17 protein-coding genes and 1 tRNA gene are annotated in these 18,954 nt (G+C 54.2%); 3 read left to right on the forward strand and 15 right to left on the reverse strand.

The features are described 5' to 3' along the window. Positions 1 to 22: 22 nt before the first annotated feature. Positions 23 to 499 (forward strand): hypothetical protein, encoded by a 477-nt coding sequence (locus tag LCM21_RS17350; RefSeq protein WP_224891729.1) that lies wholly within the window; start codon positions 23 to 25, stop codon positions 497 to 499. A gap of 148 nt (positions 500 to 647) precedes the next feature. Here LCM21_RS17350 and LCM21_RS17355 read toward each other — a convergent pair whose 3' ends face one another. The 15 genes from LCM21_RS17355 to LCM21_RS17425 form a co-directional block, all read right to left on the reverse strand. Continuing rightward, on the reverse strand, positions 648 to 839 hold the full coding sequence (locus tag LCM21_RS17355; RefSeq protein WP_224891730.1) for a hypothetical protein: 192 nt from the start codon (positions 837 to 839) through the stop codon (positions 648 to 650). Between the two features lie 73 nt (positions 840 to 912). Continuing rightward, a complete protein-coding gene (locus LCM21_RS17360) occupies positions 913 to 1,185 on the reverse strand; it encodes a hypothetical protein (RefSeq protein WP_224891731.1) in 273 nt (90 codons plus the stop codon). 496 nt (positions 1,186 to 1,681) lie between these two features. Further along, the gene (locus LCM21_RS17365) at positions 1,682 to 2,410 is read right to left on the reverse strand and encodes a M48 family metallopeptidase (RefSeq protein ID WP_224891732.1); all 729 of its coding nucleotides are present in this window, start codon (positions 2,408 to 2,410) and stop codon (positions 1,682 to 1,684) included. After that, complete coding sequence (locus LCM21_RS17370) at positions 2,410 to 5,688, reverse strand: type I restriction endonuclease subunit R (RefSeq protein WP_224891733.1); 3,279 nt, start codon at positions 5,686 to 5,688, stop codon at positions 2,410 to 2,412. The genes LCM21_RS17365 and LCM21_RS17370 overlap by 1 nt, the downstream gene beginning before the upstream one ends. A 3-nt stretch (positions 5,689 to 5,691) precedes the next feature. Continuing rightward, positions 5,692 to 7,149 (reverse strand): anti-phage deoxyguanosine triphosphatase, encoded by a 1,458-nt coding sequence (locus LCM21_RS17375; RefSeq protein WP_224891734.1) that lies wholly within the window; start codon positions 7,147 to 7,149, stop codon positions 5,692 to 5,694. 33 nt (positions 7,150 to 7,182) lie between these two features. Next, on the reverse strand, positions 7,183 to 8,388 hold the full coding sequence (locus tag LCM21_RS17380; RefSeq protein ID WP_224891735.1) for a restriction endonuclease subunit S: 1,206 nt from the start codon (positions 8,386 to 8,388) through the stop codon (positions 7,183 to 7,185). Beyond that, positions 8,378 to 9,886, reverse strand: coding sequence for a type I restriction-modification system subunit M (locus LCM21_RS17385; protein ID WP_224891736.1), 1,509 nt, complete (start codon positions 9,884 to 9,886; stop codon positions 8,378 to 8,380). The genes LCM21_RS17380 and LCM21_RS17385 overlap by 11 nt, the downstream gene beginning before the upstream one ends. A gap of 1,523 nt (positions 9,887 to 11,409) precedes the next feature. Continuing rightward, on the reverse strand, positions 11,410 to 13,908 hold the full coding sequence (locus tag LCM21_RS17390; protein WP_224891737.1) for a TOPRIM and DUF927 domain-containing protein: 2,499 nt from the start codon (positions 13,906 to 13,908) through the stop codon (positions 11,410 to 11,412). Further along, positions 13,901 to 14,215, reverse strand: a complete 315-nt coding sequence (locus LCM21_RS17395) for a hypothetical protein (RefSeq protein WP_224891738.1) — start codon at positions 14,213 to 14,215, stop codon at positions 13,901 to 13,903. The genes LCM21_RS17390 and LCM21_RS17395 overlap by 8 nt, the downstream gene beginning before the upstream one ends. A 44-nt stretch (positions 14,216 to 14,259) precedes the next feature. Then, positions 14,260 to 14,538: a hypothetical protein gene (locus tag LCM21_RS17400; protein ID WP_224891739.1), complete on the reverse strand. Its 279-nt coding sequence runs from the start codon at positions 14,536 to 14,538 to the stop codon at positions 14,260 to 14,262. After that, positions 14,535 to 14,789 carry a hypothetical protein gene (locus LCM21_RS17405; protein WP_224891740.1) on the reverse strand — a complete coding sequence of 85 codons (255 nt, stop codon included), beginning with the start codon at positions 14,787 to 14,789 and terminating at the stop codon, positions 14,535 to 14,537. Before LCM21_RS17405 ends, LCM21_RS17400 begins: the two co-directional genes overlap by 4 nt. Positions 14,790 to 14,942: 153 nt before the next feature. Next, positions 14,943 to 15,491, reverse strand: coding sequence for a hypothetical protein (locus tag LCM21_RS17410; protein WP_224891741.1), 549 nt, complete (start codon positions 15,489 to 15,491; stop codon positions 14,943 to 14,945). After that, entirely contained in the window at positions 15,488 to 16,702 is a 1,215-nt protein-coding gene (locus LCM21_RS17415) for a tyrosine-type recombinase/integrase (RefSeq protein WP_224891742.1), read from the reverse strand. Before LCM21_RS17415 ends, LCM21_RS17410 begins: the two co-directional genes overlap by 4 nt. Positions 16,703 to 16,857: 155 nt before the next feature. Further along, positions 16,858 to 16,933 (reverse strand) — tRNA-Ala (locus tag LCM21_RS17420). Positions 16,934 to 17,074: 141 nt separating this feature from the next. Beyond that, a complete protein-coding gene (locus LCM21_RS17425) occupies positions 17,075 to 17,401 on the reverse strand; it encodes a TIGR02300 family protein (protein WP_068339284.1) in 327 nt (108 codons plus the stop codon). A gap of 100 nt (positions 17,402 to 17,501) precedes the next feature. Here LCM21_RS17425 and LCM21_RS17430 point away from each other — a divergent pair, with 100 nt between their 5' ends. Then, a complete protein-coding gene (locus LCM21_RS17430) occupies positions 17,502 to 18,197 on the forward strand; it encodes a M48 family metallopeptidase (protein ID WP_224891743.1) in 696 nt (231 codons plus the stop codon). Positions 18,198 to 18,227: 30 nt separating this feature from the next. Continuing rightward, entirely contained in the window at positions 18,228 to 18,875 is a 648-nt protein-coding gene (locus tag LCM21_RS17435; protein WP_068339278.1) for a GntR family transcriptional regulator, read from the forward strand. The last annotated feature ends 79 nt before the right edge of the window (positions 18,876 to 18,954 follow it).

Consider the following 18,954-nt stretch of genomic DNA (forward strand, 5'->3'; position numbering starts at 1 on the left):
CAGTATTCACGGGAGAAAAACAATGAAATCAGCTGGCTTTGTCGCCGGATTGTCGCTGCTTGCCATTCTTGGTGCATGTGCTTCAACATCTACCACGCAACTTGTAAGTAACATCGTTCGTATTGACGCAAGCGCGGCACCAGCCTGTGGCGCTTCGGGAGCAAGAAAACTTGTTACTAAGATGGCTGCAGTTGAAACAATTCGGCTTGGTTATGACAAGTATTACATTGCCGGTATGGACGCCCAAAACAACGTCCGCGCAATTGGCGCGAACTACAACACTACAGGTACAGTGAGTACCTTTGGCAATACCGCCTCATACTCTGGATATACCACCTCAACACCCATTATAGGCGGATCGCAGGATGCAGCCATCGTTGCTGTGATGTTCAAAGCGAGCGACCCAGAAGCTGCCAACGCAATTGACGCACGTGCTGCGCTTGGACCTGAATGGCAAGCAATCGTCGCAAATGGCTCGCCTAATACGTGTCTGGAGTAACAGCCATATCGTGGAAACCACTGTTTGAGGGAATGCGGGCCGCGATGTCGCCTCGTCCAACGATAGAGGATCACACCCAATTGACGGGTGTCGAACTATTGCATCCTATCCAAGCTGACGGTGATCAGATCAGGGCAACCCTTGATGGTCACTGCTCTTGTGTTCCCTCTAGTGCCTCTTTGATTTCTTGAAGTTCGTTTTTGATGTCTATCATCTCTCTCAGGACCTGTTTTCCCCACCACTGCAATGCAGCGTGCGCTTGTCCTAAAACTAGGATCACTCCCAAAAAGCCCACAACCGTGGCTATATACTTCCACTCAATCCATCCAAGCCAGTCCATTGGCTTTAGTCTTTCACGGTCTGCATGTAGAAGGCGATTAGCTCTGCGTTTGTGGTCAATCTGCTACGTCTATTCACGATATACCGCTCTTTTTCTTTGATCTTTTCGGTTTTGAGAAAGTGCCGAAAGGCGTTCCGGCGTTGTTGCCTTTTCGTTTGTTAGCCTCCTGTAACCATTTCTGTGTTTTGCGGTCTCTTATCGGCTCGTACCCCGGCTCTAGCCCTTTACCCCCTTTATGTCCCTTCTTGGTCTTTTTGCTTTTTGAGGTGTTTCTACCGTAGTGGCTGGTGTCGACACCAACGTTTATGATGCTACCCCCGCCGATGTAGCTTCCCTTCTTACTCATATTGCTAATCCGCCCGTCGTTCTCTTCGTTTAGTGCCACTGCTCATTCCAGACATCTTGTTGCTTGAGCAAGTCTATAGCATCTTGTCTCGGTCTAAAGATTTCAGGGCGCGTCAAGAGGAGGACGCCATGTCTTCTTTCACGTTTGCTGCCCAATCTCACCTTCTTTGCTGACTACAGAATTTAGACTGGTTGCTAGTGCTCTAGTCGAACATTTTCCGTTTCAGGAGCATGTAACGGAAGGTGTTTGATGGCAAGCTGCATTAACTGTGGCGCAGCGTTTTTAGGTGGTTCCCGCAAGACATACTGCGGGAGCAAATTTCGCGTTACAGCCTTAAGAAAAAGGCGTATGGCAGCTGGTTTGACTGCAGTGGGAAAACCTCGCGTTACAGGTCAAACGAAACCGATTTGATCGCAAAGTAGCGCGCTCGGTGCACCGTGATCAAGCGTATCAGATCACGTTGAGACCAAAGCAGCGCATGATCCGGCAGTATTCTTCACTCCGCAGTCAATATCTCAACCAACGCATCCAACTCTGATTTGGCCTTCCGCCACTTAGGTTGGTGGATATCAATGAGCCTCCAGAACTCAGCGCTGTGATCGTGGTGCTTCAGATGAGCCAGTTCGTGCATGATGACGTACTCAATACAGTTCCGAGGAGCTTTAATGAGATGTGGGTTTAGGATCACTTGCCCTTCGCGTGAACAACTGCCCCATTGCTTAGTCATGTCCATCAACCGGAAGGGTGGTGCTTCTGTGATCCATGGCAATCGATCAGAAGTTTCCGCAATTTTCTTCGCAAAATAATCTCGGGCTTTTACCCGATACCAAGCGCGTATCCGACCTTTGATGTCATCAGCATCACCGGACTTCGTTTCAACCTCTAATCTGCTGCCTTTCAACCGAACCGCTCGGGGCTTCTGACACGTCGTGATCACCTTCAAAACATAGCGGCGGCCGAGATACATGATCTGCTCGCCTGAGACGTATTCTCGGGGCCGCACATGCGCGAAACGGGTCAATGCCTCCCCCACATGCGCCACCACCCATCTGGCACGCTTTTGGACTGCTGTGTGAATTACAGCGAGATCAAACTCGGGTGGCGCATCCACAACGACTGTGCCATTGGGTTCAACATGGATCGCAATCTTTGTGTGACGCTTTGGGTCAGGTTTTATTGTGTAGGGTATGACCTGATCACCATAGGTGATCTTATGCTTGGTCATCACGACCCACCCTTGGATGCACCCGCGCGCACAATCCCAATTACACCTTCAATCAAACCTTCGGCATTGTCGAGACCGCCAAAGAAACTGAAATATCGTGGCAACATGGTTCTTCGGATTTCTTCTTCGATACTGGCGGGATTGATAGAATGGGATTGCACAGCATCATTGACCGCATCATCGATCCACAGAGCTTCAGTGACCAAATCATCTTCTAACCGCTCACCTGCCTTGTCCCCTAGATGATCAAGAAATGCCCCAAAGTAGGCTTGAGCACGGGGGCGATCCGTGAACCTATCCGGTACGTCAGGCGTTGCACGAGCGTCCACCATCTCTTCGAGGTCTTTGAAAAGGGTGTATTGCTTGTTCGGATGATCAAAAAAAGCTTCAGCATTTGCAATGGCTTCTTTCAACATCTCCGAGAATACCTTCTGGGCATGAGGGTCATCAATCAGGTCTTGTTCGATAGTCTTGCGCAGACGAGTTTTGATGACATCCGCCTCTGAACGGGTTTTCTCTTCGGACCAATCCTCAGGGTCATCGCCACCCAGAGTATTGACGAGTATCACACCCTCAGGGTCCGTGATGTCCTGTCCGACGACTTGCTTATCCACAAGTTTGCGGATTTGTTCTTCATACACGGTGAAGTCCACAGTCTCCTGCGCATCCTGTTTGGCTTGGGCACGAAGTTGGGTGAAGAATTTCAGATCGCTTTTGTACTTCTGAATGGTTGTCTCATCGAACGACCCATCCTCAAAGAATGCACGGGATGACAGGGCGAGTTTCAAGCACATACCAAACCGAGTTAGCGCGTCGTAGAAGTCTTCTCTGATCTTCTGATGATCATCGACACTCGCGCCACTGTCGTCGGTCCTGAATGAGGGGATCAGCACCTGACGATATTGTTCCATGTCAGCCTTGTTTTTCACATCTGCGAAGATGGCCCATAGCGCGTCATGCAGGGATGGTAGCCTTTTGTACTCGGTCGAAACGTTGGTGATGGTGCCTGTAAGGTCATCAATGTCAAAACCAGCCTGCGTTTGGGCAGCAAGGTCTTGGTAATCTTGGATCGAAGTATCCAGCTCAGCAAGAATACCGCGATAGTCCACCAGTACGCCGTGTTGTTTGGCTTCATGCAATCGGTTCACCCGTGCAATCGCCTGCAACAAGTTGTGGCTCTTGAGATGTTTGTCGATGTAGAGAACAGCATTGCGCGGTTCATCAAAACCAGTCAGAAGCTTGTCGACCACGATCAGGATGTCTGGATCACCATCGGTGGCGAAGCCTTCGATAACGCGGGTCAGATAGCCCTCCTCGTCGCTACCAACGTTTTCCTTCCACCAAGCCTGCACTTCGGGGATTTTGCTCTCATCGGTGCTCTCATGCCCCTCACGGGTGTCAGAGGCGGAAATGACAATAGCACTTGAGACCATTCCAGTGGCATCAAGGGCTTCTTTGTAGCGGATCGCTGATAGTTTGCTGTCTGTCGCCAATTGCCCCTTCAGGCCCAAGTACAGTGATTTGAAGTTGGTGTTGAAGTGTTCGGCAATATCCCACGCAATCAGATCAATTCGATTGGTGGCGCCGTAAATCTGCCCCCGTGTCGAGTATTTCTTTTTGAGATCGACCTTCTGCTTTTCACTGAGACCTGCGGTGATCTTGTCGAACCACGCATCAATGGCCTTGTCGTTGATATCAACGACGGGCTTTCGCTCTTCATAGACAAGTGGTGTAACGGCCCCATCTTCCACAGCCCGCTGCATTGTATAAGCGTGCAGGATCGGGCCGAATTTGTTGCGGGTTTTGTCATCTTTCAGCAGCGGCGTTCCCGTGAACGCGATGAAGGCGGCGTTGGGCAGTGCCTTGCGCATCCGCTCATGGTTCTCGCCCCCTTGGGAGCGATGTCCTTCGTCGACCAGCACCAAAAGCTTGTCAGATGGGTTGTAGCACTCTGGCAGCTTGGTCGCAGAGTTGAACTTTTGCAGCAGCGTGAACGTGATGCGGTCATTTCCTTGACCAATCCGCAGTGCCAGATCACGCCCCGATTGCACCTTGGCCTTTTCGCCATCTTTCTTCGTTGCGACAGCTGATCCAAAGGCACCACCTGTCAGGAAAGTGCTTGCCAACTGCTTTTCCAAATCGACGCGATCAGTGACTATAATGATGCGGAAGTCTGCAAGGGATGGATCGAGCAGCAATGCCTTGGTCAGCAGCACCATCAGGTTGGATTTACCCGATCCTGTGGTGTGCCAGATCACTCCGCCCTCACGGCTCCCGTCAGATTTCTGTTTCGAGACTTGGTCCACGATGGACTTTGTGCCTTGCACCTGCTGATACCGAGCAATGATTTTGCCGATTTTCTGATCGAAGAAGATGAACCGATGAACCATATCGAGCAGACGATCCGGTCTTAGCAATCCGATGATCAACCTGTCCTGCTCTGTGAGCGCCACAGGACCGCTGTGTAGGGTTTCGTAGCCCCGACGTTCATGCGGTGCCCTATCGGAGAACAGATCGGCTTTCTGAGCCTCTGTGAGGGGAGTGTTGCGGATTGCGGCCATCTCAGCATCTGATAGACCTTCTTCCCGCCAGATCGACCAAAACTTCTTGGGTGTGTTGGTCGTCGCATAGCGCCCATCGCTGGCCGAGATCGACAAGAGTATTTGGGAATAGGCATAAAGGTCTTGGATGCCATCACCCATTTGATTACGAAGACTTTGACTGATGCCCTCGTCAACCATCGCCTTGTCTTTGGTTGAAGATACCGGGCGTTTGGCCTCAATTACCGTGAGCGGAATGCCGTTCACAAAACCCACAATATCGGGTCGGTACATTCCCTTGCTGGCCGGACGCTCAACCGACATTTCCTCGGTTACATGGAACGCATTGGCCTCAACATTCGACCAATCAATCAGCGGTACGGTGACGGATGTTTTCTGACCATCGACAAACTCAGTGACGGTCACGCCCTTGGTCAGTTTGACATAGAGCGCACGGTTGGCTGCGAGCAGACCCTCGCTCAGCCCCGTTGATGTGACTTCTCGGATGACCGCATCGATGCCAGCCGGTGACAAGGCGTGTTCCCTACCTTTGAAGTAGAAGCGATGCTTTTCCAACCATTCCCTTAGCACAGGGAGCAGAAGCACCCCACGTTCTGAGCCACGCAGTGTCAGCGCCTTAGACGGGCGCAAGTACAGCCACCCCATCGCCATCATCACGTGCAGCGCAGGCAGTTTGGCAGCTGCTTCTTCGCGGGTATCTGGGGTATGACTTGCCATGGCTCACAGTCTATCGAAAACCGAACCCACCCTAGGTTCGAACAGTTGCTGATAACGCCTTGTGGCATACTCGTCGGTCATCCCAGCGATGTAGTCACAAATCACGCGGGCAGTTGTTGTTTCTCCACCGTCTTGGATCGTCTGAGCAAAGTCTCTCGGGTCCAGCAGTCTCTTCGGATCAGTGGCGAACGCGTTGAATAATTCTGTGACCATTTTTTGGCCTTTGAATTCAAGTTGCTGGACTGGAGTGCTCTTAATAACAAGATCAACGACGACTTCTTGAAGTACACCCAAGGCACTCTTCACGCCAGCATCGTGATCGAAGATAGCTTGATATCGGAACAATGGTTCAGAGAAATTGGGGTTGCTCTCGACGAACTGCGTCCCTTCTACACAGAACCCAACCATACGTCCAATAGCGTGCTTTCGTGTACCTGAACCTTCATCAAATAGGCGCTTTTGAAACGTATCGAAGCTACCATCAAAAAAGACATCCAAGAGTGGTTGGATGGCTGAAATACGCATATTGCCCTCTTTTTTTTTAAACCAGTCCACGAAATCCTTGCGACGAATTAGCCCCAAACCGATTGCATCTTCTAGATCATGAACGCCGTAGGCGATGTCATCCGCCAACTCCATGATTGACGTGTCGAGGGATTTGTATTTGGTCTTTGGATGTTTCGTGGGGTCTCGCTCCTTCCGGGCAGTTGAGATGGTTTCCCAATCATCCAGTTCTTTGGCTATCCAGCCTATGACAACGTCGTCATGTTCCTCATTCATATAACACTTCGGTGGCTTGAAGTCAGTCGCTACAAAGACCGAACCTTCGGGGAGTGCTAGTTTAAAGGGCGCATCAATAGGCTGCTCATTTTTTAGCAGTTCTGCCATAGGTTCCGCTGGTTCACCGGCTGGAACGATGTCCCAGTCCACCACGTCTCGATAGGGGGCTGGATACTTAATGACGCCCAAGATAGCCCGCCGCGTCAGGTTCATTCCATGACCTTCTGGGTACCTCTCCAGCTTTGTCATGATCCGAAGCGTCTGGCCGTTACCTTCGAAGCCTCCGTAAGGAAGCATGCACCGGTTCAACGCAATCTCACCACCATGGCCGAATGGCGGATGGCCAAGGTCGTGCGCCATGCAGATCGTACTCATGAGCATTGGATCAGGCAGGTAATTCAGCGCAGCTTCATCAAGACTAGTCTGGTTCCCGCGCTCTTTGGCTGCTTTGGCCAGCCGATACAAACGCTTCGTGATCGAAACACCTATCTGACTGACTTCAAGCGAGTGTGTCAGGCGCGTTCTGTAGAAATCTCCATCACCCATACCCAAAACCTGAGTTTTGGCTTGTAGTCTACGGCACCCAGCTGAATGTATCACGCGGGCATAGTCGCGTTCCCACGGTGTCCGATGATCTTCGCGAGATGAACTATCTCTGCGATCTTCCCAATAGCTGCCCATCCAAGTAAACCCTCAAATTTTATTTCTCACAGATCAAACCAATACTCGCCGTTTGCCGGTCAGGAGTTGCTGCATCAGGGCTTTCTTCTCGGTGCTGAGTTTTTGGATTTGGGCTTTGAATTGGGCAAGCTCAGCTTCTGACCCAGAGAGAATGGCTGCAATCTTTTTTTGCTCCTCAATGCTGGGCAAAAAAACGACCTGCCGCTCAACATCCTTTCTGTTTAGGCCCAACTGGGCAGTTCCATTTGCCTTTCGCCGAAACCAACGATTTATTGTCGTCCCGTTGATCGCATACCGTAGATATGAAGGATTAGCCGCTACACCCGGTATGACACGCAAACGATAAACGTGATCACCCAAGACAAAGGCGTTCTCTTGATCAACAAGGACGACTTTTCCTATGATGTTGCCTCCACCAATGTCGTCCTTAGGCATCACCAAGTCGCCGACTTTTAAAACATCGAAATCAACGAAAGTGCGTTTCTTGCCAATTACTCCGCCATCCCTGGAAACGGACCCCATATCTAAAACGATTTTGTCGCCTTCATCGTCCAGAAACTCTCGTTTGGATTTACCTGCAACAAGGCCTAGCACATCCCCCAACTTGACCTCTTTCCACTCGTCCCCTTCGAACTCAGGAAAGCGCCGTTTCCCAGTCAATAACTGCTGCATAAGGGCGCGTTTTTGGGTGCGGGCAGCTTCTAACTGAGCCTCAGCCACCTCAATCGCCCGATCCCATGTGGACAGAATTTCCGCGATCTTCTTTTGCTCGGCGAGGGGGGCGACAGCAACACGAACGTTTCTAAGTTCGCTTAAGGGGATTTCTTGCAGTGCCGAACCGTTTACCCTTCTCAAAAGGTCGCGACGAAAGTCCTCTGATTGAATTTGCCTGAACAGAAACTCAGGTGTAATCGCGGACACTTTTGCAGAAATGCGTGCCAAGCCTCTGGTTAGGTTCGCTCCAGCCAAGTCTGCGGGAACCATGCGGACCAATCCGATTTCCCCACGAAGGGCAAACATGATCTCATTCTCTTCAAGGACCGTCTTCTTGTAAGATGCACTAATCTCTTCGGTTGTTGTGATCATGGCTTCAGCCGACATTTTCGACTTGGCAAGATCAACCACTCGAACGCAAGGTATCTTTCCAATTCCCTTTTCGCCAGTCTGTACGATCCCATAAGAAATCGTCTTTTGGCAGAGATCACTCAGCTTTGAGACATCCCACCCCTCAGGCACCATAGCCTAACTCCTTGAGATATGCCGCCATGCGGGTTTCCAGCTCGGCCATCTCTGATACCAATTCCTGACGCTCGGCCCGTACCCCCATCAGGTCAATCTCGGCCTCTTCCTCGAACGTGTCCACGTAGCGGGGAATATTGAGGTTGAAGTCGTTCTCTGCGATCTCATCCGCTGATGCCACGTAGGCGTATTTGTCCACGGTTTCGCGGGCTGTGACGGTGGCGATAATCTTGGTTAGATGATCCTCGGTTAGGGTGTTTTGGTTGGTTCCTGCCTCGAACTCGCGCGATGCATCCACAAACAGCACCGTGTCGTCTGTCTTGGCCTTCTTGAACAGCAGGATCGCGGCGGGGATACCTGTGCCAAAGAACAGCTTTTCTGGCAGTCCGATAACTGCGTCGAGCAGGTTTTCCTCGATCAGTTTTTGGCGGATTTTGCCCTCAGACGAGCCACGGAACAAAACCCCATGAGGCACCACAACGGCCATGCGACCCGTGCGGGGTTTCAGGGTTTCTATCATGTGCAATATAAAGGCGTAATCGCCCTTGGTCTTTGGCGGAATGCCTCGGCGGAAGCGAGAGAACTTGTCTGCCTCGGCCGCCTCAACACCCCATTTGTCCAAGCTGAACGGCGGATTGGCAACCACCACATCAAAGTGGCGCAGCATGTCATCAGAGGTGCGCAGTTTGGGGTTGCGGATGGTGTCGCCCCATTCGATCTGGTGGTTGGTTTCCCCATGCAAAAAGAGGTTCATTTTCGCTAAGGCCCAGGTGGAGCCAATCGCCTCTTGCCCATAAAGCGCATATTGCTTGGTCCCGGTGGCCTCGCGCACCTGGCGGCCACATTTCATTAGCAGGGATGCAGAGCCGCAGGTTGGGTCGCAGATGTCGTCGCCCTTTAGAGGATGCACCAGACGGGCCATGAGTTCGGACACTTCGGCGGGGGTGTAGAATTCACCTGCCTTTTTCCCAGCCGTCGCGGCGAAGCGTGAGATCAGGTATTCGTACGCCCCGCCGATAATGTCGAGGTTGCCCACACGGGATGGACGCAGGTCGAGCGCGGGTTTGGCGAAATCTTCCATCAGGTGGCGGAGGATATCGTTTTTCTGCTCTTCATCGCCCAGCTTGTTGGAGTTGAAACTGATGTCCTGGAACACGTCCCGCAGCTTGTCGCCATTGGCCTCTTCAACAGCATGAAGAGCTTTGTCTATACGCTCGCCGTTGCCAGCCTCATGACGACGGGAGTGGATTGCATCGAATGAGGCATCCTCTGGCAGTTTAAAGCTCTCTTGCTCCATCATGGCGGCAACCAATTCGGGGTTGTCGGCGTACTGCGTCTCATACCCCGCCTTGTGGTCCTTCCATACGTCAGAGACGTATTTCAGGAATAGCATCGTGAGGACGTAGTCTTTGTAAATCGACGGATCGACCACGCCACGGAAGGTATCACAAGCGCCCCATGCGGCTTTGTTGATTTCAGATTGGGTTATTGGGTTCACTGCTTAAGCCTTTTTTCTGCAACCGCTGGCCTTACTTCGCCAGAAAAAGTCAACTTCAGGGTCGCGGTTTTTCGTTACCATTTCCTGTGCTGGGAAAAAGGTCAACAGCAAGCGTTTCTTATGAACCTAGTTCAGAATAGTCTGGAGGCTTTGGATCGCATTCAGAGCGCTAGTTTCTGATCAAGCCCGTAGCCGCGTCGCGCGCATCCAGTAGCTTTTGCGAGTTTTGACTACCTCGTGGTCGCCAAAGCATGATTTTCAGTTATTATCGCATTATGGCCCGGCCCGACCCAAATGGACTTATTAAGTTCGATGGAATGATTTTTGTCGCTTCCCCGCTCTCAAAGTGCGAGCAGACAAACGGCAATCCTTCTAAAGCTCATCTGCACAAACACCGCCGTGAAAGAGCCGCATCTATCCAATTGAGATTAGACCTTGATGGTAGGCGTTGTGTGGTCTGCGGCGAACCAATACCGGTAGATCGTCAAGCCAACGCAATGTTCTGTTCCCGCCGAGGTTCTTGCGCCCGAAAGACCGACAACAACCGTCGAAGGGCCATTGAGAGGGTGAGCCGTCCAACACTGGAAATCAACCAACTTTACGAGCGACTTTCAAATGGGGAGCTGCGTGGTATTGCCAAAAGAAACGCCATGCAGACCGTTTTGCTGTGGCTCCAAGTCAACGGTCCTAACGTTCGAGCAGTTTCCCGACAGTGACACGATCCCCAACTACAGTGAAAACCTACGAACCAATTCGGTTAGCAACAAGTTAACCTTTGTTGCGTCGATGAGCTGTCTTTCTAGGTCGTCGAGTTGACCGTCTGTGCGAGCGATCTTGCGAGGAAACCGCCGCATAGCGCCGCCTGCCTGCTGCTTATTGCTCATCGTCAGCCCTCCTCATCTGGGTGTCGGTGGGGGTGAGTGTGGGGGTTATACCTATCGCTGAATACAAAGGCCCTTTGAAACAAAGGCAGTGGCATGTGGGGTTGGGTAGAGGTCGCCTCCATCAAACCCCATTTTGTCAGGTCTGCGGCATGCTCAATCCTCCTCTAACAGTGGTTGCTGGCGGTGGCGGCGGGCGGCGCGTGGGCCGTTGGTATCCCCCACATAAAAAAATGATACCCCACCAACGGAATGGCCGGGGCTAAACGCTGGGGCCAGTGGGGCCAACCCTCCACAGTGGAAAAGTTCAATGATTTCAACGGTAGGGCCAGTGGGGCCGGTGGGGCCAATGTATTTTAGTGTGTCGGCTGGTGGCCCCAGCACGGAATACAAGTAAAGGTGATTACCGTCTTTCATTTTTTCTTACTATAGGTTGTGTATCGTTACCCTTACATATTAACCACTATAGTGGCCCCGAATTTTCCCTCCATTTTCCCGACAGACTTTGTTTTGCTGGCCCCAGTGGCCCCAACGGCCCCAGCATTGATTTTGAAGGGTTTTTCGCGAGGCCAGAGCTGGCCCCAGTGCTGGCCCCGGCTGGCCCCAGCCCCCAAATTCTGGCCGTTTTCCCTTGGCCCAGCATCATGTCTTCAGCCCCAAAACGTCTTCAGACACCATATAGACCCTCATATTTCGGCTAGGATCAATGCAGCGAGGGACTTTCTTGTCGAGGCGGTCTCGTTCTGTATCCAAGCATCCCATGTCCTTGATCACCTGAAGGGCGCGCTTTGGGTCCAGCCCTGCAACAACTTCGGTTTCCCATACGTCCTTTGCTATCATGAACATTCCCGACTGGGCTTGTGTTTTTCTTACCATCCACCCGGCTCGGTCGCGAATGATCGGCTGATCTGGCGTGATCATCCACTGTCCGTTTTGTGATCTTTCAATCTCTTCGAACCGTGACCCGCCATGTTTGGTTATGAAGCTGCGCACCATGCGAATGGCCTCGGCTTCTTCGGCAGCTTCGACACCGCCGCGTTTACCGATCCACAGATCGAAGGCCATGATGATGGCCGCGCCCAGTTCCTCTTCCTTCCAAGGCAGGATACCCCAGCCGATGGCCAGCTTGCCTGCTGCCAGTATGAGGCCGAACCGCTTGGCTGCGCGTTGGACCTGACCGTCTATCTTCGCGTGTTTGCTGATGACCATCTTGGTAAAGCCGTCAATGGTTGCCCGAGCGGCGTCTGTTGCCGCCTGTAAATCCCCCATCAGCATGCGAACGAAGGCCGGGCCTGCGTGTCCCGCGTTGTCTCGCGCTGCCCAGTTGACCCGGTCTGCAAACTTGGACGCGGTTTCCTCGCCATGAAGGTTATCGAACAGACCGTACTTTTGACCTGTAGCAGGCACATCCAGCAAGCGAACACCCTGACCTGCACGCTTTCGCAACTTGCCTTCTGCCAGCTTGTCGCCCAGCGCGATTTCACCTGTCGATAAAAAGATGACCTTCCAGCGCTGGATGGGGCGAGACCCACCAGCACGATTGGCACGAGCCTTGCCCTGACCGTTGCCGAGCATGTAGCTGGTTTCGCCTGCTTCCTTTGCCGAGACCTCGGACATCTCGTCCAGATACAGGCAGGTGCTGTTGGCGACGGCGGCACGGCCCTCAAGTCCATTGGACGTTGCCCGCCATGTCTCGATCAGGTCCAGCATACCCCAGACCGATACACTGGCCCGCAGGGCCGTTGTCTTGCCGCGACTGCTTTCTCCCACGAGGTGAATGCCTCCACCATCCTCGTTCATCGGCTCCAGCAACGGCCCTGCGAGTGCCGTGCTGATGGCCATCATCAAGAGAGGGTTGCCGCGTGCGCGTTCACCCACTTCTTCCTTCCATCCCTCCATCGATCCCGACGTCTGGATTGTCGATATGGGCACGGTGTCGGCAAGCGTGACAGGCTCGGATTTAACGGAAGTGATAAGGCTGCCATCGCGAACGGTGAAGCTAGTAAAGTCCTGTGATGTCCAGCCGAGCTTGTCCACGCTCATATACCTCTCTGTCGGACGCCAGCACCCCAGCAGGACGCGCAATTCCTCTTCCCGTTTGATGGCAATCCTTAGCCCTATGTCTGCGAGCGTTTTCATCGCTTCCATGCTGGTTCCGATCAATGCGCGTGCGGGGATTACCCATCGCAGGATGCGTCCGTCAGGGGCTTCTACTTCTGCAAGTTGGCCCCATCCGCCGCCATCGCGGCTGCGGGCAAGGCCGAGTATCTTGAGACCCTTGCAGATGGGTGTCTGGTTTTCAGGGTCATTGTGGTTTTTATCAGGGTTGTCGATCTTGCACACCCATCCTCCATCATTTCGGATGTATCCGCTGGGTAACGTGTCATAGACCGACTGCACACGCTCGGCCTGATCCATGACCGTTTTGATCTTTTCAACCTCACCTGCACGCATGGCATCGTTGACGTCTTTGTGCCCCTCAGGGGGTTGAGCGACAAAGACCGTTGCACCGGCATCAGCCAACTTTGCACAGGCTTTGAGAGTTTCGTCTTCTGAACCACGATCTGCAAATACGATGGCCGTGCGCCCTTCCGGCACCGGCATATACTTCAGGCAGGATACTGACAGGCTGGCCCAAGTTTCGCAGCCGGTTACCTGTCGTAGCGTCAGAGCGTCCTCCGGTCCCTCACAGATCAGAATGCGATCATCGGTGTTGTCGCGGAGCGCCTTAAACCGAACCGGGTCGTAGCCTCCACCGTTGGTGATCTTGGGCTGGAACTCGGGCGCGAAGCGTTCGACCACACCCTCAGCCAGTGCCTTGGCGCGGAACCGCACCGCCTGCACCCGCGTCACCTCACCCTCATCATTGGTTGCGGGAAAGAACAGTGCCGAGTGTTTCTGGGCCTTCTTGTTGGACTGGTGATGTCCTGTTCGCATCTCGTCCGTGTCGATCAGACTGATATCCAGACCACGCTGCTCCATGTAGCCGTTGGCGAGAAGGCCGCGATCCAGACTGGCCTTGTTCCAGTTTTCGACAACTTCATCCCGCGCCCAGCGCTTGTGGTCATCGACGTCTTTTGCATCACGTGAAGCGCGGGCCTCTTCTTCACAAGTAATGGGCGCATTATTCCAGTCAGCCATTGACGATCACCCCCAGCATCTCGGCCAAGTCCGTGGCAGCTTCGATCTGCTTGCATCCGCGCAGGTAGGCAACAAGGCTGATCACATCACCACCCTTGTCTTCGGTGGCGAACTCGGACCAGCGTCCGGTACGCATGTTCATCAGGAATGACCCAAAACTCTGGTCGTTGCGGATGGGGTTGAGCATTTCGATCTCTGCACCACGCCGCCGGTACGTGATACCTAGCCGGTCGAGTATGACCGTGATCCTTGGCAGCGCGGCATCGTTGACGCGCTGGAACAGGAAGTCGTTATCAAATCTTGCCATGCTCACCTCGTTGCGCACTCCGTACGAAGGGGGTTCTCTTTTGGCTATTCCGCTGCAGTAGCCTTAAGACCGGGCGTGTCGATCCGAACCAGCCGCCAATCGATCCCTGCTGCGATGGCGCGGATGTGTTCACAGCGCCAGAAGTGCTGCCGACCGATCTTGGTTGGCTCAGGTGCATCGCCGCTATCAACCATCCTCAGCCACGTGCTGGGCGATCCGGGGAACATGCCCAACTGACCGCTGTGGGTGGATAGCTGCTTCAGGGTTACGAGACCTGTCTTCGGGAAGCTGTCAGGTGAGATGGGCATACGGGCTACACTCATTCTTGCACCTTAAGAATGAGGCCGTTCAGCACATCCACGTTTTGTGCTAGCAGGATTTCCCGGCCAAGCCAGTATTCGCGGCCTTTGACGACAGTCGGCTCAATTCCAGCATATATCATGAACTCGCGGTACTCCGGACCCTTCAGGCCACACATGATGGCGGCTTCACGATGGGTGTAGAAGCGATCAGGAATGATCCGTCCGCCAGTGATGTACGGCTTCTGATCCAGCAATGTCTGGGCACTTGACATACGGGCCTCCGAGCAGGTGATCTCTTTGGCTCAAATAACGATCACCCCTCGTGTGCGGAAAGCAATAGGGGGGGTTCCGCATTCTGCATCATTCGGAAAAAAAACCCCGGATACGAAATCCGAGGTTTCTCATACCAGTCGCGCGTTACCGCTTTACCTTGCGAAGAACGCGGCCTGTTCGGTGAAGAAGTCCTTTGCGCGACCCATCGGCGTCAGGTCGGGATCTTGCTTCAGAGGAACGTGCTGCACCATTACGGCCTCGTAGCCTTTGACGATGACAATATGGTCCCTTGACTTCCCCCCGGTCGCCCAGTCCCGCACTGTCTCGGGTGTGACCGGCCTGCCATTTGTCGTCAGTGTATCCGCCACAAACTTTCGCGCTTCCTTTTTGGTCGTACCGTTGGCATGCATAACATTCACAACAGCCTCGGACATCATTTTCAGTTCGTAATGTGGTGCGTCTTTGCCGCCCGAAACAACATTTCCGACCAAGCTGTTCAGGATCAATTGCAGTGGATTGAGCAAACTTCCTCGGGCATTGAGAATGGGGATGTCATGAAGGTGCGCGAGAACCGCTTTTAACGCGGCAATCTGCCGTGCCTCTGCCGACATGTCCTTGTTCTGCTCAATCATTATGAGCCTGTGGACCAACTGTATCTGGCTGCTTCCCAGTACGTTCCGGATCAGTTCTTCACTGCTCATAACTTGGTCCCCGCAATCATCGGCACCACGTTAGCACGGCCCTCCTGAAGCTTAACCAGAAACTGCGAATAGGCCTCCATCATCGCGCGGCGCTGGGCGAGGAAGTTGGTGCGGTCATATGCGCGGCCATGCTGTTCCTTCGACGCGTGGCTCAACTGTGCCTCTGCCAGCTTTTCCTCGAACCCGAGATGCTCGGTCACCAGCGTGCGCAGCGTTGCCCGCAGGCCGTGGGCGTCAGTCTCACCGGCAAATCCGATCCTGCGGATCATGTTCATTGTGGCGGGTTCAGACACTGGTCCGTTCTCCGATGCGAAAACGAACTCGCGGTGGCCGTTCAACTTGTACATCTCATTCAGGATATCGATCACTGGGTCCGTAAGGGGTATGGCAATCGTGATACCTGTCTTGGTCACCACGTTGTTCCAGACCCGCTCGCCCATTTTGATGTCGCTCCACTTCATTCGGCGCACCTCACCGGCACGCTGGCCCGTATGCGCAATGATCTGCACCAGAGGCTTACCCAGCGTCTGATGTGGCCACGCATCCAGCGCCTGCAGGAACAGCGCTAACCGCTCCGGCTCAACGATGGCGGGGTGATGCTTCTTGGGCTGGGGTTTGAAGCGGTCGATCACGTTCGCACCCGGCACGACAGAGATCAGGCCCTCGGCCTCCGCGAAACCCAGAACCTGCCGCAGGATGCGAATGACCCGGCGCGCAGTCTCATGGCTCCCACGATCCGCGATCTTGAGCGCAACGGCCTTGATATCGACTGCGGTTATGTCCGCGACCTCCACGGTTCCCAGTAGAGGGATGGCATCCTTTTCGATCCGGTTGCGGGCACGGACATAAGTCTTCTCTGCCCAGTGCGGACGCTCCTCTGCCAGCCATGCACGCGCAACCCCGGTGAAGTTGGTGTCCGTCAGACCTGACCGAGCCTGTACCTCTGCGCGCATCTCTGCCACGTCAGGGGTAATGTTGTCTTCAAGCAGGTTTCTCTGCGCCTCGACGCGCTGGCGCGCTGCTTTTAGGCTGATAGCGGGATATTTGCCCAAAGTCATCTCACGCTGCTTGCCGTCGACCCTGTAGCGCCAGACCCATGTCTTGCTGCCCTTTGGGTGAACGATCAGCGTCAGGCCACCGCCATCTGCCAGCTTGATCTTCTTGTCGCCGGGTTTCGCAGCCTTGATCTGTTTGTCTGTCAGTTTGGTCATCTTGCATACTTTCTCATTGGAGAACCCCACACAGACCCCCACAATGGGAATTCAGGCGAAGCCCAAGTTTCCTTGGGGTTGAGAAAGACTGGCACGTCAAAGGCCTTATTTACAAAGCCCTGTGACTGCGAGTGAATTCGAACTGAGGAGAAAAATGGTGGAGCCTAGGGGAGTCGAACCCCTGACCTCTTGCATGCCATGCAAGCGCTCTCCCAACTGAGCTAAGGCCCCATTTAAGTACTGCCGAAGCAGTGGACGGACGTTTATGAGACGGCGGCTACGAGTGCAAGTCCAAAAATGGAAATCCGCAAAACTTTCCGCTGTGCGTCCGTGGGTGGGTATGAGGCGGCAAGGCGCCGCCTCTGACCGGTTTTAGTTCTCGTCTTCCGACGACATGTCGGTGATATCGTCCAGCGAGACGTTGTCACTGTCGTCGTCATCATCGTCCAGCAGATCGTCGTCCAGATCGACATCAACATTGTCGTCATCATCCAGAACCAGATCGTCGTCCGATGATTCTTTGCGCGCCTTGGCCGATGCGGCGTCTTCCGCGTCAGCGGCGATCATCCGGCTTTTGCCGGTCTCAAGCTCCACGATCTCGCCGGTATAGGGGCTGATGATCGGGTCCTTGTTCAGGTCGTAAAACCGCTTGCCAGTGGTCGGGCAAACGCGCTTTACGCCCCATTCTTCCTTGGGCATGTCAAATCCCCTTGATATCAGGTGAGTCGTAATAATGATTCAGGTCACGTGCCACATGCGGCGGGCACTGTCAAAGCCTTTGAGCAGGAGAAACAGGCATATGGGAGATCACGCATTGCCGGGAACGCCTCCGGTGCCGCTGACGCTGCGTAAATCGGCGCGAGCGCGGCGGATCAGCCTTCGGATTTCCCAATTGGACGGGCGGGTTACGCTGACCTATCCGCAAGGCGTTCCTGAGTCAGAAGCGTTGAGTTTTGCGCGCACGAAAGAAGAGTGGATACGCAGACATTTGGACGACCGACCCGACCCGGCTGTGGTTCAGTTCGGTCAAACCATCCCCATTGAGGGTCTGGAGCGACGAATCGTTCCCGCACAGGGACGACGTGTCCAACTGCAAGGCGACGAGATTGCGGTTCCGAAAGGCGCGGAAGCGCGGCGTCTGGCGCGTTTTCTCAAGGAATTGGCGCGGGATCGTCTAACCGGGGCCTGCGATGACTATGCGGCAATGCTGGGCCGGTCCTACTCTGGCCTGACCATCCGCGATACGCGATCGCGCTGGGGGTCTTGCAGCTCAGCCGGGGGGCTGATGTTCTCATGGCGTCTGATCCTGGCACCGTCCGAGATCCTGCACTACGTGGCGGCGCACGAGGTCGCGCACTTGATTGAGATGAATCATTCACCCGCATTCTGGGCGCAGGTCGAGCGGCTTTTCGGCGACTACAGCACCCAGCGGCGATGGTTGCGCGACAACGGGGCAAAGCTGCATCAATACAGATTCGACGCGGTCATGAGTTGACCCTGCCGTCATTTGTGATCACATAAGCGGATGTTGACCACGCGCACTTCTGAATCCCAGACCGCCACACATGACCGCGTGTATCGCACCCTGCGCGCGCGTATCATGCATGGTGAGATTGCACCGGGGCAGGCGTTGACGCTGCGTGGGATCGGCAAGGAATTCGGCGTGTCGATGACCCCGGCGCGTGAGACTGTGCGTCGGTTGGCCGCCGAAGGGGCTCTGTTCCTGTCCTCCTCGGGCCGTGTTTCGACGCCCGAGTTGACCAATGACCGGATCGAAGAACTTGCCGCCCTGCGCGCGCTGCTTGAGGTCGAACTGGCCAGCCGTGCCCTGCCACGGGCGCATATGGCTTTGATCGATCGCCTGCAAAGCATCAACGTAACCGTGGCTGAGATGGTCACCAAACGGGATGCCGTCGGCTATATCCGCAGCAATCTGGAGTTTCACCGCACGCTTTATCTGCGGGCGCAAGCCCCAGCGATGTTGGCGATTGCGGAAACTGTCTGGCTGCAACTTGGCCCCACGATGCGCGCTCTTTACGGCCGGTTGCGGCGTACCGAACCGCCGCATAACCACAAGCTGATCATCGCCGCCCTTCAGGCCGGGGATGAGCCCGGATTGCGTCTGGCGGTCCGTTCGGACGTGACCCAGGGCCTGCGCTTGCTGGTCAGCTAGGCGGCTTGTTGCCGAAGCTCTGAGATTGCGTCTGTTTGGCGTCGTGGTTCTGGTTTGAAGGCCGGGTCTGAGTTACGCT

Source organism: Ruegeria profundi (assembly GCF_020171505.1).
GTDB classification, from domain to species: Bacteria; Pseudomonadota; Alphaproteobacteria; order Rhodobacterales; family Rhodobacteraceae; genus Ruegeria; species Ruegeria profundi.

Bases quoted from the DNA above. Each gene is read 5' to 3' on its own strand.
- LCM21_RS17350 (WP_224891729.1), top strand. From the start codon at position 23: ATGAAATCAGCTGGCTTTGTCGCCGGATTGTCGCTGCTTGCCATTCTT.
- LCM21_RS17355 (WP_224891730.1), bottom strand. From the start codon at position 839: ATGGACTGGCTTGGATGGATTGAGTGGAAGTATATAGCCACGGTTGTG.
- LCM21_RS17360 (WP_224891731.1), bottom strand. From the start codon at position 1,185: ATGAGTAAGAAGGGAAGCTACATCGGCGGGGGTAGCATCATAAACGTT.
- LCM21_RS17365 (WP_224891732.1), bottom strand. From the start codon at position 2,410: ATGACCAAGCATAAGATCACCTATGGTGATCAGGTCATACCCTACACA.
- LCM21_RS17370 (WP_224891733.1), bottom strand. From the start codon at position 5,688: ATGGCAAGTCATACCCCAGATACCCGCGAAGAAGCAGCTGCCAAACTG.
- LCM21_RS17375 (WP_224891734.1), bottom strand. From the start codon at position 7,149: ATGGGCAGCTATTGGGAAGATCGCAGAGATAGTTCATCTCGCGAAGAT.
- LCM21_RS17380 (WP_224891735.1), bottom strand. From the start codon at position 8,388: ATGGTGCCTGAGGGGTGGGATGTCTCAAAGCTGAGTGATCTCTGCCAA.
- LCM21_RS17390 (WP_224891737.1), bottom strand. From the start codon at position 13,908: ATGGCTGACTGGAATAATGCGCCCATTACTTGTGAAGAAGAGGCCCGC.
- LCM21_RS17395 (WP_224891738.1), bottom strand. From the start codon at position 14,215: ATGGCAAGATTTGATAACGACTTCCTGTTCCAGCGCGTCAACGATGCC.
- LCM21_RS17400 (WP_224891739.1), bottom strand. From the start codon at position 14,538: ATGAGTGTAGCCCGTATGCCCATCTCACCTGACAGCTTCCCGAAGACA.
- LCM21_RS17405 (WP_224891740.1), bottom strand. From the start codon at position 14,789: ATGTCAAGTGCCCAGACATTGCTGGATCAGAAGCCGTACATCACTGGC.
- LCM21_RS17410 (WP_224891741.1), bottom strand. From the start codon at position 15,491: ATGAGCAGTGAAGAACTGATCCGGAACGTACTGGGAAGCAGCCAGATA.
- LCM21_RS17415 (WP_224891742.1), bottom strand. From the start codon at position 16,702: ATGACCAAACTGACAGACAAACAGATCAAGGCTGCGAAACCCGGCGAC.
- LCM21_RS17425 (WP_068339284.1), bottom strand. From the start codon at position 17,401: ATGCCCAAGGAAGAATGGGGCGTAAAGCGCGTTTGCCCGACCACTGGC.
- LCM21_RS17430 (WP_224891743.1), top strand. From the start codon at position 17,502: ATGGGAGATCACGCATTGCCGGGAACGCCTCCGGTGCCGCTGACGCTG.
- LCM21_RS17435 (WP_068339278.1), top strand. From the start codon at position 18,228: ATGTTGACCACGCGCACTTCTGAATCCCAGACCGCCACACATGACCGC.